14 protein-coding genes and 1 tRNA gene are annotated in these 21596 nt (G+C 70.6%); 8 read left to right on the top strand and 7 right to left on the bottom strand.

Going from position 1 to position 21596, the window contains the following annotated elements; translation table 11 throughout:
• A partial coding sequence (locus AB0M67_RS02665) for a hypothetical protein (RefSeq protein WP_365741791.1) occupies window positions 1-656 on the bottom strand: 656 nt, incomplete at its 3' end.
• A gap of 386 nt (window positions 657-1042) precedes the next feature.
• On the opposite strand from AB0M67_RS02665, the gene AB0M67_RS02660 reads away from it, so the two are divergent.
• The gene (locus AB0M67_RS02660; RefSeq protein WP_365741789.1) at window positions 1043-4405 is read left to right on the top strand and encodes a S8 family peptidase; all 3363 of its coding nucleotides are present in this window, start codon (window positions 1043-1045) and stop codon (window positions 4403-4405) included.
• Window positions 4406-4819: 414 nt separating this feature from the next.
• On the top strand, window positions 4820-5020 hold the full coding sequence (locus AB0M67_RS02655; RefSeq protein ID WP_365741787.1) for a hypothetical protein: 201 nt from the start codon (window positions 4820-4822) through the stop codon (window positions 5018-5020).
• 276 nt (window positions 5021-5296) lie between these two features.
• Here the strand turns inward: AB0M67_RS02655 and AB0M67_RS02650 are convergent, their stop codons facing one another.
• Together AB0M67_RS02650 and AB0M67_RS02645 are read right to left on the bottom strand one after the other, a co-directional pair.
• Window positions 5297-6007: an ABC transporter ATP-binding protein gene (locus AB0M67_RS02650; protein WP_365741785.1), complete on the bottom strand. Its 711-nt coding sequence runs from the start codon at window positions 6005-6007 to the stop codon at window positions 5297-5299.
• Window positions 6008-6178: 171 nt separating this feature from the next.
• Window positions 6179-7324, bottom strand: a complete 1146-nt coding sequence (locus AB0M67_RS02645) for a PP2C family protein-serine/threonine phosphatase (RefSeq protein ID WP_365741783.1) — start codon at window positions 7322-7324, stop codon at window positions 6179-6181.
• A 447-nt stretch (window positions 7325-7771) separates the two neighbouring features.
• Here AB0M67_RS02645 and fdh point away from each other — a divergent pair, with 447 nt between their 5' ends.
• From fdh to nrfD, 3 genes are read left to right on the top strand one after another with little or no spacing between them, the layout of a single operon-like run.
• Window positions 7772-11086 (top strand): formate dehydrogenase, encoded by a 3315-nt coding sequence (gene fdh, locus AB0M67_RS02640; RefSeq protein ID WP_365741781.1) that lies wholly within the window; start codon window positions 7772-7774, stop codon window positions 11084-11086.
• Window positions 11083-12102: a 4Fe-4S dicluster domain-containing protein gene (locus AB0M67_RS02635; RefSeq protein ID WP_365741779.1), complete on the top strand. Its 1020-nt coding sequence runs from the start codon at window positions 11083-11085 to the stop codon at window positions 12100-12102. The genes fdh and AB0M67_RS02635 overlap by 4 nt, the downstream gene beginning before the upstream one ends.
• Window positions 12099-13154, top strand: coding sequence for an NrfD/PsrC family molybdoenzyme membrane anchor subunit (nrfD, locus tag AB0M67_RS02630; RefSeq protein ID WP_365741777.1), 1056 nt, complete (start codon window positions 12099-12101; stop codon window positions 13152-13154). Before AB0M67_RS02635 ends, nrfD begins: the two co-directional genes overlap by 4 nt.
• A gap of 73 nt (window positions 13155-13227) precedes the next feature.
• Here the strand turns inward: nrfD and selD are convergent, their stop codons facing one another.
• Window positions 13228-14253 carry a selenide, water dikinase SelD gene (gene selD, locus AB0M67_RS02625; RefSeq protein WP_365741775.1) on the bottom strand — a complete coding sequence of 342 codons (1026 nt, stop codon included), beginning with the start codon at window positions 14251-14253 and terminating at the stop codon, window positions 13228-13230.
• A 170-nt stretch (window positions 14254-14423) separates the two neighbouring features.
• Here selD and AB0M67_RS02620 point away from each other — a divergent pair.
• Window positions 14424-14517: transfer RNA gene (locus AB0M67_RS02620), tRNA-Sec, on the top strand.
• 54 nt (window positions 14518-14571) lie between these two features.
• On the opposite strand, the gene AB0M67_RS02615 is transcribed toward AB0M67_RS02620, so the two are convergent.
• Window positions 14572-16374, bottom strand: a complete 1803-nt coding sequence (locus AB0M67_RS02615; protein ID WP_365741773.1) for a SelB C-terminal domain-containing protein — start codon at window positions 16372-16374, stop codon at window positions 14572-14574.
• Between the two features lie 6 nt (window positions 16375-16380).
• Window positions 16381-17709: an L-seryl-tRNA(Sec) selenium transferase gene (gene selA, locus AB0M67_RS02610; protein ID WP_365741771.1), complete on the bottom strand. Its 1329-nt coding sequence runs from the start codon at window positions 17707-17709 to the stop codon at window positions 16381-16383.
• A gap of 497 nt (window positions 17710-18206) precedes the next feature.
• Between selA and AB0M67_RS02605 the strand changes: the two genes are divergently transcribed.
• Together AB0M67_RS02605 and AB0M67_RS02600 are read left to right on the top strand one after the other, a co-directional pair.
• A complete protein-coding gene (locus AB0M67_RS02605) occupies window positions 18207-18680 on the top strand; it encodes a carboxymuconolactone decarboxylase family protein (RefSeq protein WP_365741769.1) in 474 nt (157 codons plus the stop codon).
• A 29-nt stretch (window positions 18681-18709) separates the two neighbouring features.
• The gene (locus tag AB0M67_RS02600) at window positions 18710-19633 is read left to right on the top strand and encodes an RNA polymerase sigma-70 factor (protein ID WP_365741862.1); all 924 of its coding nucleotides are present in this window, start codon (window positions 18710-18712) and stop codon (window positions 19631-19633) included.
• Between the two features lie 236 nt (window positions 19634-19869).
• Here AB0M67_RS02600 and AB0M67_RS02595 read toward each other — a convergent pair whose 3' ends face one another.
• The gene (locus AB0M67_RS02595) at window positions 19870-21399 is read right to left on the bottom strand and encodes a UDP-N-acetylglucosamine 1-carboxyvinyltransferase (RefSeq protein WP_351390396.1); all 1530 of its coding nucleotides are present in this window, start codon (window positions 21397-21399) and stop codon (window positions 19870-19872) included.
• Window positions 21400-21596: the final 197 nt, after the last annotated feature.

Here is a 21596-nt window from a genome sequence, read left to right as displayed (position 1 = left end):
GGCTTCTTCTTGTTCGCGTGGTAGCCGCAGATCATTCCCAGCTCCGAGGAGCGCGGTCCCGCGGGCCGGCTGTTGCAGTCGTCCATCGCCTTGAGGTATTCGGTGAACTTCTGCGCGTCCTCAAGGTTGGCCGCCAGGTCCGCCTGCGGATCGCCGCTCTTGTTCCCGTTGAAGAGCCACTGTCCGCCGCTGCCGCTGCCCTTCACATAGCTGCCGCTCAGCGAGGCGCTGCCGCCCCAGTCCTTCAGGCCGGGGATGCCGGCGGAGATGCTCGCCGTGACGCCGACTCCGCTCTCGGTCACACGCTCCAGGGTGACGGTTCCGTCGGACCACTGCTGGAGTTTGACCGTCTCCGAGCCACTGATCTTGATGAAGAGGATCTGGATGACGACGGTGGTCTTGGTCTGGTCCTGGGACAGCAGACACTTCGCGGGCTCGAACGGGTCGCCGTTGGGTACGAAGGGATCGTCGGGACCCCCGCCCCCGCTGTCGTCTCCGTCGCCGTCGTCGCCCGCGTAGTCGCCGGAGGAGCAGGCCTCGGCGCCGCTGAGCGGGTGGAGTATTCGGCACACCGCGCTCTTCAGTCCGGTCGCCGTGTCGGCGGGCACGCTCAGACCGACGATCGCCGCCACGACCAGCGAGACGACCCCGACCATCGCGGCGTACTCGGCCCCGCTCTGACCCCGGTCGAGGTGTGACGGGGGAACAAGTGGGCGGTCATGCGCATGCCATCGGTGAAACCTTTTTGCGCCCTTCATCGGTTCTCCTCGCCCGCGTCGTCTCCCGTTTCCCCAAGTGACCGCAGCCTAAGGATGGGTCCGGGCCCAAGCGGAGGGCCCCCGGACCCAGTTGAGGGCCCACTACCATCGGTGCGTGGCCGAAGGCGCTCGGAAATGTGGCGTCAATTCGACGGTTGTGCGAAGGAACCCCTCGGGTCCGTCCGCCGTCTTCCGTGCCGACGTTGGATCCGGTTGATCACCACGCATCCCGGCAGGCGTCGCTTTGGGCTCGTTCAACACAACACCTCACCTTTGGGGGAGAGTTGCTCAGAAAGACAAGCAGGGCGGGCGCGGCCATGGTGGCGGCGCTGCTCACCGCGGGCCTCACGACAGGTGCCGCTTCGGGGGCCGCGTCCGGCGGCGCCTCGGCCGGTGACCGCGCGGAGACCTTCGCCGCGAAGGCACGGCAGGCGAAGGGCGAGTCGTCCGTGGTGACCCTGATCACCGGCGACCGTGTCCATGTGGACGCCGAGGGACGCGTGACCGGGGTGCAACCGGCCAAGGGCCGCGAGAGCGTCCGAATAGCCGTCAACCGCATAGCCGGCGCCACCTATGTGCTGCCCTCGGACGCGTCCCGGCTGGTGGCCCAGGGCAAGCTGGACCGGCGGCTGTTCAATGTCAGCCGGCTGATCGAGGACCGCTACGACGACGCGCACCGCGGGACGCTCCCGCTGATCGTGTCGTACGCCAAGGCCGCCGACGACAAGGCGCGGGCGAAGTCCGCCATCTCGGCCGCGGACGTCTCGGTACGCCGGGTGCTGCCCGCGGTCAAGGGCGAGGCGGTGACCGCGCCCAAGACCGGTACGTCCGAGGTGTGGCGGGCCCTCACCGCGACCGGCGAGCGGCGGAGCGGGGAGCGTACGGTCGCGCCCGGCATCGAGCGCGTATGGCTGGACGGCAAGCGCCGGGCGAGCCTGGACAAGAGCGTTCCGCAGATCGGCGCGCCGGCCGCCTGGCAGGCCGGCTACGACGGCAAGGGCGTGAAGATCGCCGTCCTGGACACCGGCGTGGACGAGACCCACCCCGACCTCAAGGGTGTGGAGCTGGCCCAGAAGGACTTCTCGGGCTCGGGCAACGTCGTGGACCACTTCGGCCATGGCACGCATGTCGCGTCCACCGCCGCGGGTTCCGGCGCCAAGTCCGGCGGCAAGTACAAGGGCGTCGCGCCCGGCGCGAAGATCCTCGACGGCAAGGTGCTCGACGACTCCGGATTCGGTGACGACTCCGGCATCATCGCGGGCATGCAGTGGGCCGCCGACCAGGGCGCGAAGGTGGCCAACCTCAGCCTCGGCGGCGGGGACACCACGGAGACGGACCCGCTGGAGGCGGCGGTCGACAAGCTCTCCGCCGAGAAGGGCATCCTCTTCGTCATCGCCGCGGGCAACGACGGCCCCGGCGCCGCCACGATCGGCTCGCCGGGCAGCGCGGCCTCCGCGCTCACCGTCGGCGCGGTCGACCGCGCCGACAACATCGCCGACTTCTCCAGCGTGGGCCCGACGGCCGACGGCTCGCTGAAGCCGGACATCACCGCGCCCGGTGTGGACATCGTCGCGGCGAAGGCTGCCCAGGGACAGATCGGTGACCCGGCGGCCGACGGCTATGTGTCGATGTCGGGCACCTCGATGGCGACCCCGCATGTCGCGGGCGCCGCCGCGATCCTGGCCCAGGAGCACCCGGACTGGACCGGCCAGCGGATCAAGCGGACGCTGACCGCGTCCGCCAAACCCACCACCGGACTGACGGCCCATCAGCAGGGCACCGGCCGCGCCGATGTGGCCAGGGCGATCACCCAGACGGTGGTGAGCGAGCAGACGTCGCTGGGCTTCGGCACCCAGCAGTGGCCGCACACCGACGACAAGCCGGTGACCAAGCGGCTCACCTACCGCAACAGCGGTGCGAAGCCGGTGACGCTCGACCTGTCGGTGCAGACGGTCGGACCCAAGGGCAAGCCCGCCCCGGCCGGCTTCTTCGCGCTCGGCGCGAAGCAGGTCACCGTACCCGCCGGTGGCACCGCCGATGTCGAACTCACCGCGAACACCAGCGTCGGCACCCTGGACGGCACGTACTCCGGCTCGGTCACCGCCAAGGCGGCCGAGGGCGGCCAGCAGGCCCGTACGTCGTTCGCCGTGACCCGTGAGGTCGAGTCGTACGACCTCACGATGAAGTTCATCGACACCAAGGGCAAGCCCGCCCAGGCCGAGACCACCGTCTACGGTCTCACCGCCGACTTCTGGCAGAACCCGTACGACACCGACGGCGACGGCGTCGCCAAGATCCGGGTCCCCAAGGGCGTGTACGCGCTCGACGCGCCGGTGCAGACCCCCAACGGCGGCGACACGCCCCCGGACATCGCGCTGATGGTGCAGCCGAAGTACTCGATCACCAAGAACACCACGGTCACCTTCGACGCCCGTAAGTCCAAGCCCCTCTCCATCACGGCGCCGGACTCCGCGAAGCCGGGCGACGCGTACTTCAACTACTTCCTCCAGACGGGGGAGAACGGCTACGGCAGCACCTGGTACCTGGACTCGTTCAAGGGCTTCCGTACCGCGCATCTCGGCGCGGCGCTGCCCGCCAAGGAGTTCAGCAGCCAGGTGGGCGGTACCTGGGAGAAGGGCAGTACCAGCTACAACCTCCTCTACAACCGCACCGGTTCGCTGCACACCGGCTTCAGCCACACCGCGTCCAAGAGCGAACTGGCCCTGGTGAACATCAAGACCGGCACCTCGGCCAAGGGCCGCAAGGGCACGGTCAACCCGTTCTGGACCGCCCCGCAGTCCTTCGGGGTCGGTACGATCACCCAGCCGTTCGCCCTCCCCACCACGGCCAAGACGTATGTCACCGCTCCCAAGGGCTTCAGCTGGGAGTTCGGCATCAGCCAGGACGGCACGGGCGAGGAGGGCGGCCTGTTCCTCCAGTCCGACCCGCCCCGCACGTACCAGGCGAAGAAGACCTACGAGAAGACGTACAACGTCGGTGTCTTCAGCCCGAAGGTGGACAAGGACAACACGGCGCTGCGCCTGGGGAACGAACTGGCCGTCTGTATACCCGTGTTCACCGACGGAGCCGGTCACTTCGGACAGTCGGAGGTCTCCAAGCAGCGCACGCTGATCACCGTCGACGGCAAGAACGTCCTGGACGAGAAGGACGGTCTCTGCCAGTTCATCGAGGGTCTGCCCGCGAAGTCGGCCGCGTACCGCATCAGCACGGACGCGTCGCGCTCCACCAAGGTCGCCGGGGTCACCACCCGTATCACCGCGGAGTGGGCGTTCGCCTCGAAGAAGCCCGCCGATGACGCCATCGCCACCCTTCCGCTCTCCACCGTCCGCTTCGCCCCGAAGCTGGATCTGGGCAGTGCCGCGGCGGCCGGCAAGAAGCTGACCGTCCCGCTGACCCTCCAGGGCCCGGCGGCGGGCAAGGGCTTCAAGTCCCTGTCCGTGCAGGTCTCCTACGACGGTGGGACCAAGTGGGCCAAGGCCCCGGTCACCACCGGCAAGGACGGCGAGAAGAGCCTGTCGCTGAGCCACCCGAAGACGGCCAAGTCGGTCTCCTTCAAGGCGAAGCTCACCGACAAGAACGGCAACACCTACGAGACGACCATCGTGAAGGCGTACCTGCTGAAGTAGTGCGCCCAGCTGTGTGACCCGTAGTCGGCCGCGCCCGGGGGATGAACGTCCTTCCCCGGGCGCGGCGTCGCGCTGCCCGCCGGCCGCGGATGGATTTGTGATCTCCGTCACAATGACCGGTGGATACGTGTAGCCGCCATCACCGCGGAGCCGGTGCCCCGGGGGTGAGGTTCCTCATGGCGTCGGCTGACGGATGTCATGCCCATGATTGATAAATGTCATGGTGCCGAAATGGCGTTGGAACTATCCATTCCATTTGCACTGTGATCCACGTCATACTCACTCAGTTCGAATAGCTGCTTGTATCTCACCCCGGGTGAGTCCGAGTAGATAAAGGGCTGCGCATCCATCCCTTTCCCCGGCCGCCTTCTGTGTGTCCACCGTCCACCGCACATTCCTCATGGGGAGGGACAAATGATCGAAGACAAGTTCAACGCACAGATGGAGAGCCTCGGTGGGCTCTCCGAGGAGACCCCCGGCTGGCTGGCGCATGAGACGTCTCCGGTTCTGGCCACGCCTGCCCTCGCCTTCGCGGGTGGCGCGGCTCTCGTCACGGGTGCCTACGCCGTCGGCAAGGTCGTCGGGGCCGCTCAGCCCACGGGCCTGACGAGCTAGCGATTCCGCACCGTACGCGAAAAGCCCCGGCGGGCCGGAGATGATTCCGGCCCGCCGGGGTCCGTATGCGTCCGTACATTCCGATGGAATCTCGTGGAATCTCGCGGAATGCCACAGAAGAGATCCGTCGGCCCCTGGATACCGGCTCGTCTGAATTGCCTTTCGGGTGTTTCGCGCTCATGTGCGTCAACACATCGGGAAATCCCGGAGAAGTCGGAAGAACCCCCATCCGTCGGAGAACCCCCATCTGTCGAAGAGGCCGGCGTCCGGCGTCGCTCACACGGTCGACTCCAGTGTGCTCTCGCGGGCCACTCTGCCGTCGGCGACCTCGACCAGTCGGCTGGCGCACCGGGTGGCCAGACGCGGGTCGTGCGTGACGATCAGCAGGGTCTGCCCGATCTGATTGAGGTCGATCAGCAGGTCCATGACCTGCTCGCCCGAGCGGCTGTCCAGCGCGCCGGTCGGCTCGTCGGCCAGCAGCAGGGCCGGACGGTTCATCAGCGCCCGTGCCACGGCCACTCGTTGACGCTCGCCGCCGCTCAACGCGGCCGGATAGGTGTCCTTGCGGCCGGCGACGCCCAGCTCGTCGAGGAGCTCCAGCGCGCGGCGGCGCGCCTGGCGGGCGGACGTGCCGGTCAGCTGGGCGGCCAGCGCGACATTGTCCAGGGCCGGCAGATCGTCGATCAGATTGAAGAACTGGAAGATCATGCCGATGTGCCGGCGCCGGAACAGCGCCAGCCCGGTCTCGTTCAGCTGCCCCAGATCCTGGCCGCGGACCCGCACCGTGCCCGACGTCGGGCGGTCCAGGCCCGCGACCATGCTGAGCAAGGTCGACTTGCCGCACCCCGAGGGCCCCATCACCGCGACCGCCTCCCCGGCACGGATCTCCAGGCAGACGCCGTCCAGGGCCTTCGCGTCGCCGTACTCCTTGTGGACGTCGTCCAGCCGCACGACGGTCTGTGGGGAGCTGTCCAGATCAGTAGTCATGGCATGAACCTAGAAGCCCCGGTACGCAGGCGACGTCCCTCCCCGGATGTAACCGGCCCCGCGGGTCATCCCGGGGATGTAGGGGCCGTGATCCGGAGCATGAGATCCCGGAGCGTCCGGAGCGTTGGGATCCGGAGCAGCGCCGGGACCGCCTCGGGTCCTCGGGCCTGTTCATCGACTCTCCGTGGCCCCTCCCGAGGGACCCACCTCGGCCAGGGGCCGGGTGAGCGCGACGATGGCCGCGTCATCGCCGAGATCACCGCCGGTGTGTCGGAGCAGGTCCTGGTGGATACGGTCGACGAGAACCTGCGGGTCGGCCTCGTTCCAGGAGGCCACCTGGTCGGCCAGCGGATAGAAGCCCCCGCCCCGGTCCCGGGCCTCGACGACACCGTCGGTGTACAGCAGGAGCAGATCACCTGGCACGAAACGGAACGTCTCGACCACATACTCACTCTCCGACGCGGCGCTCAGACCCAGGGGCGGCGCGGGCTCGTCGACCTCCAGCGTCCGTACCGTGCCGTTACGCAGCAACAGTGGCGGGGGATGCCCGCAGTCCACCAGATCCACCCGCGGGCGGTCGTCGTGGATGTCCAGGATCAGCGCGGTCACGAAGGACTCCGCGGCGTCATCGTCCACCTCGGCGCGGTGGACGATGTTCCAGTGGGTGAAATTCGCCAGGTGTGCCGCGATGGCGGGCAGCGAAAGGTTCCGGTACGCGGACCCGCGGAAGGCGGCGACCAGGCCCGCGGCGTCCTCGACCGCGGACAGGCCCTTGCCGCGGACATCCCCGATCACCAGTCGGACCGCGCCCGCGACGGAGACCACGGCATACAGATCCCCGCCGATCTGCGCGTCCTCCTCGGCCGAGACATACACGGAGGCGATCAGCAGCGGTCCGATCCGCCGGGGAAGAGGCCGTAGGAGAAGCTTCTGTGCCGCGACGGCCACCGACCGTACCCGGTGCATCTGCCGCTGGCGCCGGTCCAGTACGAAACGGAAGAGCGTGACGAAGACAGAGATCAGGATCAGAGCGGCGGTCTGCGCCTGATGGTTCGCGGTCATCAGGGGGTCCTGCGAGTATTGGATCAGGATCTGGGCCCCCACCGCGAGGGCCCCGACGGCGGCGGTGAGACCGGGGCCGCCGAACGAAGCCGTGATCGCCGGCGCCGCCACCAGGAACGGATCGAGATGGATCTTCTGTGGAGTGCGGATATCGACCAGGGTGATCACCAGGATGATCGCGACAGGCACGGCGACCAGTCCGTTACCGGGCCGCCGTGACCCGCCGAAGCGGCCCAGAAAATGCCGCATATCCATGCCTCCTGCATACACCTCCTCCCGCGGCCCCGCCCGTTCGCGCGGCAGGAGACTTCCACTCGCCCACCGGTGGCGTCGATCCTCAGGTCATCGCGGGGCCTGTCCACGGGGGCGTGCCCGCCCGCATAATGCGGCGATGAGTAACAACCATGTCGTTCTCAGCCGCGGATTACCGATCGAGGAGCGCGTCAGACAGCTCGCCGGGGCATGGCTCCGCGACGATCGTGGCGGCGACCAACTGCTGACCGGCAAGGCGTTCTTCGCCGTTGACCGGCGCCGACCGGACCCCCACGGGGTGAGACCCGGATGGCTCAGCCTGGTCAGGTCGGGACTCACCAGCCCTGGACGCGAAGTCCGGGCCTCCCCGTACATTCCTGGGATTGCGGCAGAAGCACCGGGGCGTACAGTCCGGACCAGGTGAACACCACCGCGCGAAGGAGCAGGCGGATGGGCGTGAAACGGTGGCTCGGCGCATGGCCCGTATACCGGCAGCTCACGGGCACGGACCCGCTGGGGCGGGGTAAGGCCGCCGAGTCCGGACGCTCCGCCGGTCTCACGCCCCGGACGGCGAGCGCCGACCGCGTGGCGGACTCGATCTGCCCGTACTGCGCGGTGGGCTGCGCGCAGCGCGTCTACGTCAAGGACGAGCGGGTCATCCAGATCGAGGGCAACCCGGACAGCCCGATCTCGCGCGGTCGCCTGTGCCCGAAGGGCTCGGCCAGCAAGCAACTGGTCACCGGTCCGCAGCGTGAGCGGAAGGTGCGTTACCGGCCGCCCTACGGAACCGAGTGGCAGGACCTGGACCTGGACACGGCCATGGACATGGTGGCCGACCGGGTACTGGACGCGCGGCGCAGGGGCTGGCAGGACACCGACGGGGCCGGGAAGACGCTACGGCGCACCATGGGCATCGCCAGCCTCGGCGGCGCCACGCTGGACAACGAGGAAAACTACCTGATCAAGAAGTTGTTCACGGCCCTGGGAGCACTACAGGTCGAGAACCAGGCGCGTATTTGACACTCCGCGACGGTTCCCGGTCTGGGAGCCTCGTTCGGGCGCGGCGGCGCGACCGATTACCAGCAGGACCTGGCCAACTCCGACTGCGTCATCATCATGGGCTCGAACATGGCCGAAGCCCATCCGGTCGGGTTCCAGTGGGTGATGGAGGCCAAGGCCCGCGGCGCCCGGGTCATCCACATCGACCCGCGGTTCACCCGTACCAGCGCTCTGGCGGACCAGTACGTCACGCTGCGGGCCGGTACGGACATGGCCTTCCTCGGCGGCGTGATCCATTACATCCTCTCCAACGGCCTGGACTTCCGGGAGTACGTGCGGTCGTACACCAACGCGCCGTTCCTGCTGAGCGAGCGGTACCAGGACACCGAGGACCTGGACGGGCTGTTCAGCGGGTACGACCCGCACACCGCCTCGTACGACTCGTCGAGCTGGCTGTACGAGAGCACCGAGGCGGCGCGGGGACCTGACCACGCAGCGCGCCCCGACCGACAGGAACACGAGAAGGAGCAGTCCGCGCCGTACCAGCACGGCGCCGGCGGTCCGGCCGTCGAAGGGGCCGCCGGCGAGATCGCGTCCGACCTCACCCTGGAGCACCCCCGCTGCGTGTTCCAGGTGCTCAAGCGGCACTTCTCCCGCTACACCCCCGAGATGGTCGAGCGGATCTGCGGGGTACCCCAAGAGCTGTTCCTGGGAGTGTGCCGCGACTGGACGGCGAACTCCGGCCGGGAGCGCACCACCGCGCTGGTGTACAGCGTCGGCTGGACCCAGCACTCAGTCGGCGCCCAGTACATCCGGGCCGGGTCGATCATCCAGCTGCTGCTGGGCAACATCGGCCGTCCCGGCGGCGGGATCTTCGCGCTGCGCGGCCACGCCAGCATCCAGGGGTCCACGGACATCCCGACCCTGTTCAACCTGCTGCCCGGCTATCTGCCCATGCCGGACGTCGGCCACGGGAATCTGGCAGCCTATCTGGACACCGTCCGCCCCCGCGACCAGAAGGGATTCTGGGGCAATGCCGACGCCTATATGATCTCGCTGCTCAAGGAGTACTGGGGCGACGCGGCGACGGCGGAGAACGACTACTGCTTCGACTATCTGCCGCGGATCAACGGCGACCACGGCACGTACCGCACCGCGATGGACATGATCGACGGGAAGGTCTTCGGCTACTTCCTGCTCGGCCAGAACCCCGCCGTCGGCTCGGCCCACGGCCGGCTCCAGCGCCGGGGCATGGCCAACCTCGACTGGCTGGTCGTCCGCGACCTCGCCATGATCGAGAGCGCCACGTTCTGGAAGGACGCCCCCGAGATCGAGACCGGTGAGATCGTCACCGAGCGCTGCCGCACGGAGGTGTTCTTCTTCCCCGCGGCCTCGCACGTGGAGAAGTCCGGCAGCTTCACCCAGACCCAGCGGATGCTGCAATGGCGGGACCAGGCCGTCGAGCCTGCCGGTGACCAGCGGTCGGAGCTGTGGTTCTTCTACCAGCTCGGCCGGCGGGTCAAGGAGAAGCTGGCCGGCTCGGCCGACGAGCGGGACCGCCCCGTCCTCGATCTGGCCTGGGACTACCTGACCGAGGGCGACGAGCCGTCCGCCGCGGACGTGCTGCGCCATATCAACGGGATCGACCTGCGCACCGGGCGGACGGTCAGCGGTTACCCCGACCTCAAGGCCGACGGCAGCACAGCCTGTGGCTGCTGGATCTACAGCGGGGTGTACGCCGACGAAGTCAACCAGGCCCGGCGCCGGAAGTCCCGGTTCGAGCAGGGACCGTACGACGCGGAGTGGGGCTGGACCTGGCCGATGAACCGGCGCGTGCTCTACAACCGCGCCTCCGCGGACCCGAAGGGCAGGCCCTGGAGCGAACGGAAGGCCCTCGTCTGGTGGGACGAGCGGCGAGGTGAGTGGACCGGGCACGACACACCGGACTTCGAGAAGGGCAAGCCGCCCGAATACCGGCCGCCCGAGGGGGCGACGGGGACCGAGGCGCTGCGCGGCGACGACGCGTTCATCATGATGTCCGACGGGAAGGCGTGGCTGTTCGCCCCGGCCGGACTGGCGGACGGCCCGCTGCCCACCCATTACGAGCCGCACGAGTCGCCCACGCGCAACCTCCTCTACGGTCAGCAGGGCAACCCCGTGCGGAAGGTGTACGGCCGTCTTGACAACCCGTCCAACCCCGCTCCGCCCGAGGCCCACAGCGAGGTGTTCCCCTATGTCTTCACCGCGGCGCGGCTCACCGAACACCACACCGCGGGCGGCATGAGCCGACAGCTCCCGTATCTGTCGGAGCTTCAGCCGGAGCTGTTCGTGGAGGTGTCCCCGGAACTGGCGGCCGAACGCGGCCTGCGCCATCTGGACTGGGGACATGTGATCACCAGCAGGACCGCGGTGGAGGCCCGGGTCGTCGTCACCGACCGGATGGCGCCGCTGCGGATCGACGGCCGGATCGTCCACCAGGTCTGGATGCCCTACCACTGGGGGCAGAGCGGACTGACCACCGGGGACGTGGTCAACGACCTGATCGGCGTGGTCGTCGAGCCGAATGTGTTCATCCAGGAGAGCAAGGTGCTGACCTGCGATGTCCGGCCCGGCCGCCGACCGCGGGGTCCGGCCTTGCTGGAGTACGTCGAGGGCTACCGCGGCCGGGCGGGGATCACGCCGGAGACCGGCACCCGCATCGTGACGGTCGGCGACGGCCCCAGACCGCCCCACACCGAACCGGGCCCATCGGAGGGACCAGCATGACGCACGAGCACAGCTTGTACGGGCTGCTCGCGGATCCCGCGGCGGACGCCGGCCACCGCGACCACCCGCCCCGGGTGGGCTTCTTCACCGACACCTCCGTCTGCATCGGCTGCAAGGCGTGCGAGGTGGCCTGCAAGGAATGGAACAACGTGCCCGAGGACGGCCTCGACCTGCTGGGCATGTCGTTCGACAACACCGGCATGCTCGGCGCGAGTTCCTGGCGGCATGTCGCCTTCATCGAGCAGGAACGCCCGCTGGGCCGACAGGACGCGGGCCTGGCCGCCCTTCCCACCGGCGCCTCCAGCACCGACGCCGCGCAGGCCCTGGTGGCCGACGCTCTCACGCATGCCGAACGAGGCGGTGCTGATCTGGGCACCGCCCCGGTCCACCTCGGGTTCCCCTCCTTCGAACTGCCCGGCGCCGGCACGGGCGCGGAGAGCCGCACGGCCTTCCGCTGGCTGATGTCCTCCGACGTGTGCAAACACTGCACCCACGCCGGATGCCTCGACGTGTGCCCCACCGGGGCCCTGTTCCGCACCGAGTTCGGCACCGTGGTGGTACAGGACGACATCTGCAACGGCTGCGGCTACTGCGTATCGGCCTGCCCCTACGGGGTGATCGACCGGCGGCCCGATGACGGACGGGCCTGGAAATGCACCATGTGCTACGACCGGCTGCGCGGCGATCTGGAACCGGCCTGCGCGAAAGCGTGTCCGACGGACTCCATCCAGTTCGGCCCGCTGGACGAGCTGCGGGAGCGGGCCGACCGGCGGCTGGAGCAGCTGCACGAGGCGGGGGTCGGCGAGGCCAGGCTGTACGGCCGCGACCCCGATGACGGGGTGGGCGGCGACGGCGCGTTCTTCCTGCTGCTGGACGAGCCCGAGGTGTACGGACTGCCGCCCGACCCGGTCGTGCCCACACGTGATCTGCCCGCGATGTGGAAGTACGCGGGCGCGGCCGCCTCGGCCCTGCTGGCCGCCTCGGCCGCCGTCTTCCTGGGCGGAGGCAGGCGATGACCGACAACGAAGGAATCCCGCGGGAGCCGCGCGGCGGCACCGGATCGACCGGCGTCCGGGCGCACACCTCCAGCGCGGGCCCGGACGGCGACGGGAGCCGTGAGCGGTCGGTCGTACCGAGCACGGAGTTCCGCTCCTACTACGGCCGGCCCGTGCTGAAACCACCCGTGTGGGAGTGGAAGATCCCGGCGTACCTGTTCACCGGCGGGCTGGCGGCCAGTTCGGCCCTGCTCGGCGCGGGTGCCGATCTGACCGGGCGCCCGGCACTGCGCCGGGCGAGTCGGCTGGGCAGCTTCGGCGCCCTGGCCGCGAGCACGTATCTGCTGGTCGCGGACCTGGGCCGGCCCGAGCGGTTCCTTCACATGCTGCGGGTCGCCAAGCCGACCTCCCCGATGTCCGTCGGTACCTGGATCCTGGTGGCCTTCGGCCCCGGCAGCGCCTTGGCGGCCACGGCCGAGCTGCTGCCCGCGTCCCTGCGCGCCACCTTGCCCGGCCGGCTGCTGCGGATGGCCGCGCGCCCGGCGGGGTTGTCCGCGGCGGTCTTCGCCCCCGGGCTCGCCTCCTACACGGCGGTGCTGCTCTCCCAGACGGCCGTGCCGGCCTGGCACGAGGCGCGCCGGGAAATGCCGTTCGTGTTCACCGGGTCCGCGGCGGCCAGTGGGGGCGGCCTCGGGATGCTGCTCGCGCCGGTGGCCGAGGCGGGTCCCGCCCGCCGGCTCGGCGCGGCCGGGGCGGCGGCGGAACTCGTCGCGTCCCGGCTGATCGAGCACCGGCCAGGACTGGTGACCACGGCGTACACCACCGGGCGGGCCCACCGGCTGCGCCGGGCGTCGGAGTACCTCACGCTGGGCGGAGCGCTCGCCGCGCTGACCGTCGCCCGGCGCAGCCGCCCGGCCGCGGCCGCCGCCGGACTGGCCCTGCTCGCCGGCAGCGTCCTGCAGCGCTTCGGCACGTTCGAGGCGGGCGTCGTGTCCACGAAGGACCCCGCCTATGTCGTGGTGCCGCAGCGTGAACGCCTGCGGGCGCGAGACGCCGAGCGACACGGGCCATGACCTCGCGGGGGTACGGTCACCGGCCCTGACGGTGACCGTACGGGACGCCTTGCCCGCGCGGACTGACGCCGGATCAGCGGACGGCCAACCGGTGTTCGCCCGCCGGGACGAGTTCCCCGATGACCGGTGCCCCGGGCACCTCCCCGGCCACCAGCAGTCCGCCGGAAGTCTGGGCGTCCGCCAGCAACAGCCGGGTCAGCTCGTCCGTACCGCCGAAGTCGGTGTCCGGAGCGACCCAGGCGAGGTTGCGGCGGGTGCCGCCGCTGACGTATCCGTCCCTGGCGGCCTCCCTCGCCCCGTCGAGGACGGGGACCGCCGAGGCGTGGACCACGGCGGTCACTCCTGAGGCACGCGCCAGCTTGAACAGATGCCCGAGCAGGCCGAACCCGGTGACATCGGTCGCGCAGACCGCCGACCCCGCCAGAGCGGCTTCCGCCGCCTCGCGGTTGAGCGTCACCATGGTCCGTACGGCCTCGGGGAAGACCTCGCCGGTGGCCTTGTGCCGGTTGTTGAGGACGCCGAGGCCCAGCGGCTTGGTCAGCGACAGCGGCATCCCCGGTCGCCCACAGTCGTTGCGCAGCAGACGCGTGGGATCGGCGATACCGGTGACCGCCATGCCGTACTTGGGTTCCGGGTCGTCCACGCTGTGGCCGCCCGCCACATGGCAGCCCGCCTCGGCCGCGATGTCCAGCCCGCCGCGCAGCACCTCCCGGGCCAGCGCGAGAGGGAGAACGTCCCGGGGCCACGCCAGCAGGTTCACGGCGACCAACGGCGAGCCACCCATGGCGTAGACGTCGGACAGCGCGTTGGCGGCGGCGATCCGGCCCCAGTCGTAGGGGTCGTCGACCACCGGGGTGAAGAAGTCGGCGGTGGCGACGACGGCCTGTGCGCCGGCACCACCGGGCAGCCGCACCACGGCGGCGTCGTCCCCGCTGTCCAGGCCGACGAGAAGGTCCGCGGCCCGGCCCGCGAGCGGCGTGCGGCCGGTCAGCCCGGCGACGACCTCCTCCAGCTCGCCCGGGGGGATCTTGCAGGCGCAGCCGCCGCCATGGGCGTACTGGGTCAGCCGGACGCTGTCCCGCCGGGTCGCCGTCGTCATCACGATTCCCTTCTCACGCCGGCTTCCGCGCCGGCTCTCACATCGGTGCTCAGGGCGGCCTCGTACCGCGGCCGGTACGGGATCGCGCTCGCAGCGCGGCGCGTTGACACCCGCACGACCGGGAGATTCGATGGGCCCCTGGTCGGGCCGTGCGGCTGAAGGTCCGGCAGGGAGGCGTAGAGGTGCCTGGTGGCCCTCCCGGTCTTCAAAACCGAGGTGCCCGAGCAACTCGGGCAGGCGGGTTCGATTCCCGTCCGTCTCCGCTCAGTGGCTGTGCCGTCATGCGCGGGAGCACGGGCCGGCGCGCCTCCGGCGGTGTCAGCCCGCATCGGTCGGGCCCCTCCCGTCCCGGGGACCGCCCGCCGCGCAGCGGCGCAGGGCGCCGTCCAGGCGGACCGTGTAGTTCCGCCGGTCGAGGTGTTCCAGCAGGGGGATGACGACGCGGCGGGTGGTGTCCAGGGCCCGGCGCGCCTGGCTCGCGGTGAACGGCTGCTCCAGCCGGGAGAGTTCCGTCGCGGCCTGCGCGTCCGCGCCCGGCAGCAGCACGATGCCGTCTCCGATACGCAGCAGGGCCCCCGTCGCTGCGGCCGCCGCGAGCATACGGGACGTCAGACCGAGCCGCTCCAGCCGCTCGGCCTCGGGGGCGCGGAACGGAGCTCGGGCCAAGTCGGCGCGTACCGCCTCGACAGCGGCCTGGACCGGCGGCGGAAGCGCGGGACGGACCCGGTCGCCGTAGAGCCGGCCGTCGCGCTGCCGTACCCCGGGGTCGGCCGCCACCAGCGCCTCGACGAGGCAGCGCTCCGGCAGGCCGAGCGTCTGACGGGCCGCCTCCAACGGGAGGCCGGGCTCCAGAGGATGGTGGACGGCGTGCTCCTCGACGGCCTTTCTGAGCCTGTCGCGCAGGCCGGCCCAGTGGACGGGGTCGGCCAGCCACTCTCCGGCGACCGGTTCTGACGGTGGACGCACGCCCATGGCGACCAGTTCCGTGCGGCGCACCAAGGCCCGGCGGCGCAGCTCCACGGCTCCGTCCGGCGGTCCGGTCACCGCATGGAGTTCACGGGCCCGGGCGGCGGCGGAGCCGCGCCGGGTGAGCGACGGCGGGCGGACGTCCAGCACGGTGACCCCGGCCGGGACGTGGTGCCGCCCGGGGTCGCGCAGCAACGCGATGTCGCCGATCCGGAGCGGCAGAGGTCCTGCGAGCCTCAGCCGGGCGGTGTCCTCGCCCAGCGGACGGAACGTCACCGGGACGGCCGCGGAGCCGATATGCAGGGTCAGCCGCCGTGGCAGATCGCGGGGGAGAGCGCCGTTGAGCCGTACGTCCACCGTGTCGGTGGTGAGCCATCGTCCCGGGGTGAGCAGCGCGTCCCCGCGGTGCGACGCCCCGGCTCCGGGCCCGTGCAGATTGACCGCCACCCGGGCGACCGCGCTCACCTCCTGCCGGGGCTCCTTGAGCGTCTCCAGGCCCCGTACCCGCAACGGCCTGCCGTCCCGTGCGAGTTCGAGGTGATCGCCCACCCGGATCGAGCCCGCGCCGAGCGTGCCGGTGACGACCGTGCCCCGGCCGCGCACGGTGAAGACGCGGTCGACCCACAGCCGTACGTCCGCGTCGGGATCGGGAGCGGGGAGCGAGCGGACCAGTCGGGTCAGGGCCGTACGCAGCTCGTCCAGACCGGCGCCGGTCACCGAGCTCAGGGCCACGGACGCCACGGCTCCCAGCGAGGACTTCGCGATCCGGGCGAGCGCCTCCTCCCGCGTGGCCGCCGGGTCCGCCAGATCGCTGCGGGAGACGGCGAGCACCCCGTGGCGCACGCCGAGCGCGTCCAGGACCGCCAGGTGCTCCTCCGACTGCGGTTGCCAGCCCTGGTCGGCGGCGACCACGAACAGCACGGCGGGGACCGGCCCCACACCGGCGAGCATGTTGCCCACCAGCCGCTCGTGTCCCGGCACGTCGACGAAGGCCAGTTCCCCGGCGCCCGGCAGCCGGGTCCATACGAACCCCAGGTCCAGGGTCATTCCCCGGCGCCGCTCCTCCGCCCACCGGTCGGGCTCCATCCCGGTCAGGGCCCGCAGCAGGGCGGACTTTCCGTGGTCGACATGTCCGGCGGTGGCGACGACACGCACGCGCCGTCACCTCCCCCGCGGGCCGTGGCCGCCGGGCGGTACGGGGCACGCCTGCCGTACGGCGCCCGCCAGCGCGGGGTCCGCCGCCTCCGGGACCGCTCGAAGGTCCAACAGGTACCGTCCGCACTCCACCCTGCCCATCACCGCGGGCACCGCTTGGCGCAGCGGGCCCGCGCAGTGCGCGGGCAGCGACACCGCCGCGCTCGGCAATGTGACACCGGGTGCGCCGCCGCCGCCGATCACCGCCTCGCTGTCGACCGCCCGGCTGTCCAGACCGTGCCGGCGCAGCTCCGCCGCGAGCCGTTCGGCACGCTCCCGAAGCCGTCCACGGTCCATGTGAAGCGCGGTGTGGACCGGGGTCGCGGGGCCCCGCAGGGTCGCTTCCAGAGCGGCGAGGGTCAGCTTGTCCACGCGCAGCGCACGGGCGAGGGGATGGCGGGCGAGCCGCCGCACGAGGTCGGCGCGTCCCAGCAGGAGGCCGCACTGCGGACCGCCCAGCAGTTTGTCGCCGCTGGCGGTCACCAGGGAGGCACCGGCGCGCAGCCAGGTGGTCGCGTCCGGCTCGTCGGGAAGCGCCGGTTCGGGGGCCAGCAGCCCGGAGCCGATGTCCGCGACCACGGGCACCCCCAGCCCGCTCAGGCCGGCGACGTCGACATCGCGGGTGAAGCCGGTGATACGGAAGTTGGAGGGGTGGACCTTGAGGATGAACCCGGTCCCGGGTCCCACGGCCGAGGCGTAGTCCGCGAGGGCGGTGCGGTTGGTCGTGCCGACTTCCCGGAGCCGGGCGCCGGTTGACACCAGCAGGTCAGGAAGGCGGAAGCCGTTCCCGATCTCCACCATCTCGCCCCGGCTGACGACGATGTCCCGGCCCTTCGCCAGCGCGGTCGCCGCCAGCACCAGCGCCGCCGCTCCGTTGTTGACCACCTGGGCGGCTTCCGCGGCCGGCACCTGCTGGAGCAGTGCCTCGATCGCCGACCCGCCGCGCCGGGACCGTACGCCCGTGACCAGGTCGAGTTCGACGTCCGTGGTGCCGCTGGCGGCGAGCAGGGCCTCACACGCCGCCGCGGACAGGGGTGCCCGGCCCAGGTTGGTGTGGAGCAGCACTCCGGTCGCGTTGATCACCGGCCGGAGCCCGGACGCGGTGGCGGGCAGCGCGGCCACCGCCAGCTCGGTGACCTCCGAGGGAGGGATCTCACCGGCCCGGGCCCGCTTCTGTACGCCGACCACCACCGCCTTCACCAGCTTCCGTCCCAGCCGGTCCGTCGCGGCGGCCAAACGGGGATCGGAGAGTACGGCGTCGGTCGGCGACAGAGAACGGCGTGCGTCGTCAGGCATGGTGGGAATGTGGTCGCCTTCCGTCTCCTGCGCCCCTACGGTCCGGCACGGCCGGAAGGAGAGCGGGGCCGGCCCCTGGTTTCCGGCCGGGGTCAGCGTACGGTCGGCGCGAGGCCCGGCGACGGAGCCACACCGGGGTGCGGCACGGGCGCGTGAGGCCAGCGGATCCGGGTTGTGGAAGTCCGGCGGATAGTGCGAGACAACCCGCACTCCTCGGGGGCGCCACTTCGACGGCGAACCGTCTGATCGAGGCGGCGTCGGCGAGGTCGCACGCGAAGGCGCGCACCCTCTCATGGCCGAGGTCACGTATCTCGTCCGCCACGCGTCGCGACGCCTCCAGACCTCGGGAGGACACGAAGACCTCACCAGGGAGACCTTCGAACGAGGACTTCCGGGGGGGGGGAGAGGAAGACGTGGGTCACACGCGTCCATGTCACAGGGGGCCGGGCTACCTCGTCCCAGGGGGTGTAGCCACTAAGACCGCGGAGGAGCACATCATGGACGCGCGACTGAACTACTTCACCAGCCCGACCGCCGGAAAGGCCCTCAAGCACTTCATGTCGGCGGGCAAGTCGCTCAAGGAATCGCCGCTGCCGGCCGTGACGCAGGAGCTGGTGGCGCTGCGCGTGAGCCAGATCAACGGCTGCGCCGTCTGCCTCGACATGCACACCAAGGAGGCCGCCGCCGCCGGTGAGACCTCCGGGCGGCTGAACCTGGTCGCGGCGTGGCGGGAGGCCACGGTCTTCACCGAGGCCGAGCGTGCCGCGCTGGAGCTGGCGGAAGAGGGAACCCGTGTCGCGGACGCGGCCCGTGGGGTCAGCGACGAGGTGTGGGCGTACGCCGCCGAGCACTACGACGAGGAGCAGCTCACCGCCCTGGTGGTCCTGGTCTCCTTCATGAACGCGGTGAACCGGCTGAATATCATCACCCAGCAGCCGGCCGGCGACTACGAGGCCGGGCAGTTCCACTGAGCGGTGGAGGGAAGATGTCGGGGGTCGGCGTGAGCAAGGTCGAGGAGTTCGAGGAGCTGCGGCCGCTGCTGTTCTCGATCGCCTACCGGATTCTGAGCAGTGTGGGCGAGGCCGAGGACGCGGTGCAGGAGACCTGGCTGCGCTACGACGCCTCGGTCACCCGGCCCGTGTCCACCAAGGCGTTTCTGTCCACCACGGTGACACGGATCTCGATCGACGTGCTGCGCTCCGCGCGGGTGCGGCGCGAGGAGTACGTGGGCCCCTGGCTTCCCGAGCCGCTGCTCAGCGATCCGTATCAGGATCCGGCGCGTTCGGCGGAGCTGGCCGACTCGGTGTCCATGGCGGCGCTGCTGCTCCTGGAGCGCCTCAGCCCACTGGAACGCTCGGTGTTCGTGCTGCGAGAGGTGTTCGCCTTCGGGTTCGACGAGGTCGCCTCGGCGGTGGGGCGTTCGGAGGCGGCGTGCCGGCAGCTGCTGGTACGGGCGCGGCGGCACATGGAAGCGGGCCGGCCGCGGTTCGAAGCGGACCGGCGGGAGCGGCAGGAGCTGGCGACGCGGTTCTTCGACGCGCTGAGGAGCGGCGACGTGGGCGGGCTGCGGAATCTGCTGGCCGCCGACGTGTCGATGGTCGGGGACGGTGGCGGCAAGGCCCCGCAGCTGGCCAGGGCCGTCATGGGCGCGGAGCAGGTGGCCCGCTTGCTGGGCACGGTCTTCCCCTTGATGAGCCGAGTCGATGTGACGTTCGAGCCGCGTGAGGTCAACGGCCAGCCCGGGGCGATCTTCCGAGACCGGGACGGCAAGGTGCTCCACACCCTGGCCCTTGATGTGCTCGGCGGACGGATTCACACCATCCGCGCGGTGATCAATCCCGACAAGCTCGGCCATATCGGGCCGGTCGCCGACGCCTGGGCCATCGACCAAGAGGTGAAGCGGGCCCGCCGACAGGCGGACTGACCTCGGAGTGACGACCCGCCCCATCGTGATTGCGTACGCGCCGGCCCCGTTCGGCGGCGCCGTCCGCCAGGGTCGGGGGCGGCAGCGGGCAGAGCCCGTTCACCGCGGTTGGGTGAAGTACGGGTGAGATGTGCCCCCGCTCGGGCGCGAAGTCCCCGAGACGTCCCACAGCTGCCGCCGCTTCCTTCCGAGCCGGCGTTGTGCCTGCTCGGGAAGGAGGCGGCGGCCTTGGCCGATCAGATGTCGCGGAAGATCTCGATCTGCGCGCCCACCGAGTTCAGACGCTCCGCCAGATCCTCGTAACCGCGGTTGATGACATAGACATTGCGGAGTACGGACGTACCCTCTGCCGCCATCATCGCCAGCAGCACGACCACGGCGGGCCGCAGCGCCGGCGGGCACATCATCTCGGCCGCGCGCCAGCGGGTCGGGCCCTCGACCAGGACGCGGTGGGGGTCGAGGAGTTGGAGCCGGCCGCCGAGGCGGTTGAGGTCCGTGAGGTAGATGGCGCGGTTGTCGTAGACCCAGTCGTGGATCAGGGTCTGTCCCTGGGCCACCGCCGCGATGGCCGCGAAAAACGGCACATTGTCGATGTTCAGCCCGGGGAACGGCATCGGGTGGATCTTGTCGATCGGCGCTTCCAGCTTGGACGGCCGTACGGTCAGATCCACCAGCCGGGTACGGCCGTTGTCGGCGGAGTACTCGGTGGTGCGGTCGTGGTCGAGCCCCATCTCCTCCAGCACCGCGAGCTCGATCTCCAGAAACTCGATCGGGACCCGGCGGATCGTCAGCTGGGACTCGGTGACCACGGCGGCGGCGATCAGGCTCATCGCCTCGACCGGGTCCTCGGAGGGGGAGTAGTCGACGTCCACATCGATGGACGGCACGCCGTGCACGGTCAGGGTGGTCGAGCCGATGCCGTCGACCCGGACGCCCAGCGCTTCGAGGAAGAAGCACAGGTCCTGGACCATGTAGTTCGACGAGGCGTTGCGGATGACGGTGGTGCCGTCATGGCGGGCGGCGGCCAGCAGGGCGTTCTCGGTGACGGTGTCCCCGCGCTCGGTCAGCACGATCGGGCGGTCGGGCGAGATCGTGTGGTCCACCTGGGCGTGGTAGAGGCCCTCGGTCGCGGCGATGTCCAGACCGAACCGGCGCAGCGCGATCATATGCGGCTCGATCGTGCGCGTACCGAGGTCGCAGCCGCCCGCGTACGGCAGCCGGAAGGTGTCCATCCGGTGCAGCAGCGGGCCGAGGAACATGATGATGGAGCGGGTACGACGGGCGGCCTCCGCGTCGATCGCCTCCATGTCCAGTTCGGCGGGCGGCACGATCTCCAGGTCCACGCCGTCGTTGATCCAGCGGGTCCGTACGCCGATGGAGTTGAGCACCTCCAGGAGCCGGAACACCTCCTCGATGCGCGCGACCCGGCGCAGCACCGTGCGCCCCTTGTTGAGCAGAGAGCCGCAGAGCAGTGCCACACACGCGTTCTTGCTCGTCTTGACGTCGATGGAGCCGGAGAGCCGGCGTCCGCCGACCACTCGCAGATGCATGGGCCCGGCATAGCCGAGCGACACGATCTCACTGTCGAGCGCCTCACCGATGCGCGCGATCATCTCAAGGCTGATGTTCTGGTTGCCGCGCTCGATGCGGTTCACGGCGCTCTGGCTGGTGGCCAGAGCTTCGGCAAGCTGACTCTGTGTCCAGCCACGATGCTGTCGGGCGTCACGGATGAGCTTGCCGATGCGTACGAGGTAGTCGTCTGCCATAGGGGAAGATTATCTCAGGTGTGAGATAAGCGCCCGGCGGGGTGCGCTGTCGGGGTGACGGCCACCCGGGGGGATTCCCGAGGGCGGCACTCGCGTGCCGATCCGGGGGACGGTCCGAGGGCGGCCACCCACGCTCCGATCGTGGGAGCCGGGGGCCGCCCCGGCAACCGTAGCGCCGCCGTACGGGTCAGGGCGGC

The organism is Streptomyces sp. NPDC051662, from assembly GCF_040681655.1.
Classification (GTDB): Bacteria; Actinomycetota; Actinomycetes; order Streptomycetales; family Streptomycetaceae; genus Streptomyces.
This window is presented reverse-complemented; position numbering and strand designations above follow the sequence as displayed.

Excerpts from the sequence above, each read along its gene's own strand:
- AB0M67_RS02655 (WP_365741787.1), top strand. The coding sequence starts at position 4,820 with ATGATCGAAGACAAGTTCAACGCACAGATGGAGAGCCTCGGTGGGCTC.
- AB0M67_RS02650 (WP_365741785.1), bottom strand. The coding sequence starts at position 6,007 with ATGACTACTGATCTGGACAGCTCCCCACAGACCGTCGTGCGGCTGGAC.
- AB0M67_RS02645 (WP_365741783.1), bottom strand. The coding sequence starts at position 7,324 with ATGGATATGCGGCATTTTCTGGGCCGCTTCGGCGGGTCACGGCGGCCC.
- AB0M67_RS02635 (WP_365741779.1), top strand. The coding sequence starts at position 11,083 with ATGACGCACGAGCACAGCTTGTACGGGCTGCTCGCGGATCCCGCGGCG.
- nrfD (WP_365741777.1), top strand. The coding sequence starts at position 12,099 with ATGACCGACAACGAAGGAATCCCGCGGGAGCCGCGCGGCGGCACCGGA.
- selD (WP_365741775.1), bottom strand. The coding sequence starts at position 14,253 with ATGACGACGGCGACCCGGCGGGACAGCGTCCGGCTGACCCAGTACGCC.
- selA (WP_365741771.1), bottom strand. The coding sequence starts at position 17,709 with ATGCCTGACGACGCACGCCGTTCTCTGTCGCCGACCGACGCCGTACTC.
- AB0M67_RS02605 (WP_365741769.1), top strand. The coding sequence starts at position 18,207 with ATGGACGCGCGACTGAACTACTTCACCAGCCCGACCGCCGGAAAGGCC.
- AB0M67_RS02595 (WP_351390396.1), bottom strand. The coding sequence starts at position 21,399 with ATGGCAGACGACTACCTCGTACGCATCGGCAAGCTCATCCGTGACGCC.